The sequence below is a fragment of the Rhizobium sp. 18055 genome, from assembly GCF_902706285.1.
In the GTDB taxonomy this organism is placed as follows: Bacteria; Pseudomonadota; Alphaproteobacteria; order Rhizobiales; family Rhizobiaceae; genus Rhizobium.
Map to the genome: position 1 here is coordinate 1 of NZ_CACSKD010000241.1, position 457 is coordinate 457.

Genomic DNA, 457 nt, shown 5'->3' on the forward strand with positions numbered 1-457 from the left:
GCCAGCGTCTTGTACCCATCGCCGCCGGTGGCATTGAAGCTCAGCACGAACAGCTTGTACGTCTTCGTGGCGTTGAGCGGCTCCCACGCGCCGGAAGCCGCGTTGCGCACTTCGATGCCGGAGACGCGCTGGCCGGCCGCGGCAGCGGCGTTCACGTCGAAGCGCAGGCCGCCGGTGTAGGGATACGGGCCGGTGGAGCCGCCGGTGCCGAAGACGGCTTCCATGCCGTCTTCCAGCATGGCCTTCACTTCCGTGCCGGTCACGTCGAGGCGGAAGAGCATGTTGCCGAAGGGCAGCACCTGGATGACCTGGGCGGCCGAGACGGTGCCCTGCAGGGGGATGCGCACGCCGCCGCCGCTCTGCAGCGAGATGTCGGCGCCGCCGTAGCGGGTGTTGGCCACGTCGAGGTACGCCTGGGCGACGAGTTGCTGGATGTCGCCGCCGCGCGCGCCCACGC

Annotated in this window: 1 protein-coding gene; it reads right to left on the reverse strand. The window is 70.2% G+C overall.

What is annotated here, in order from left to right:
- The coding region (locus GVL52_RS32065) for a 5'-nucleotidase (protein ID WP_200847995.1) at positions 1 to 457 on the reverse strand (457 nt) is incomplete at both ends.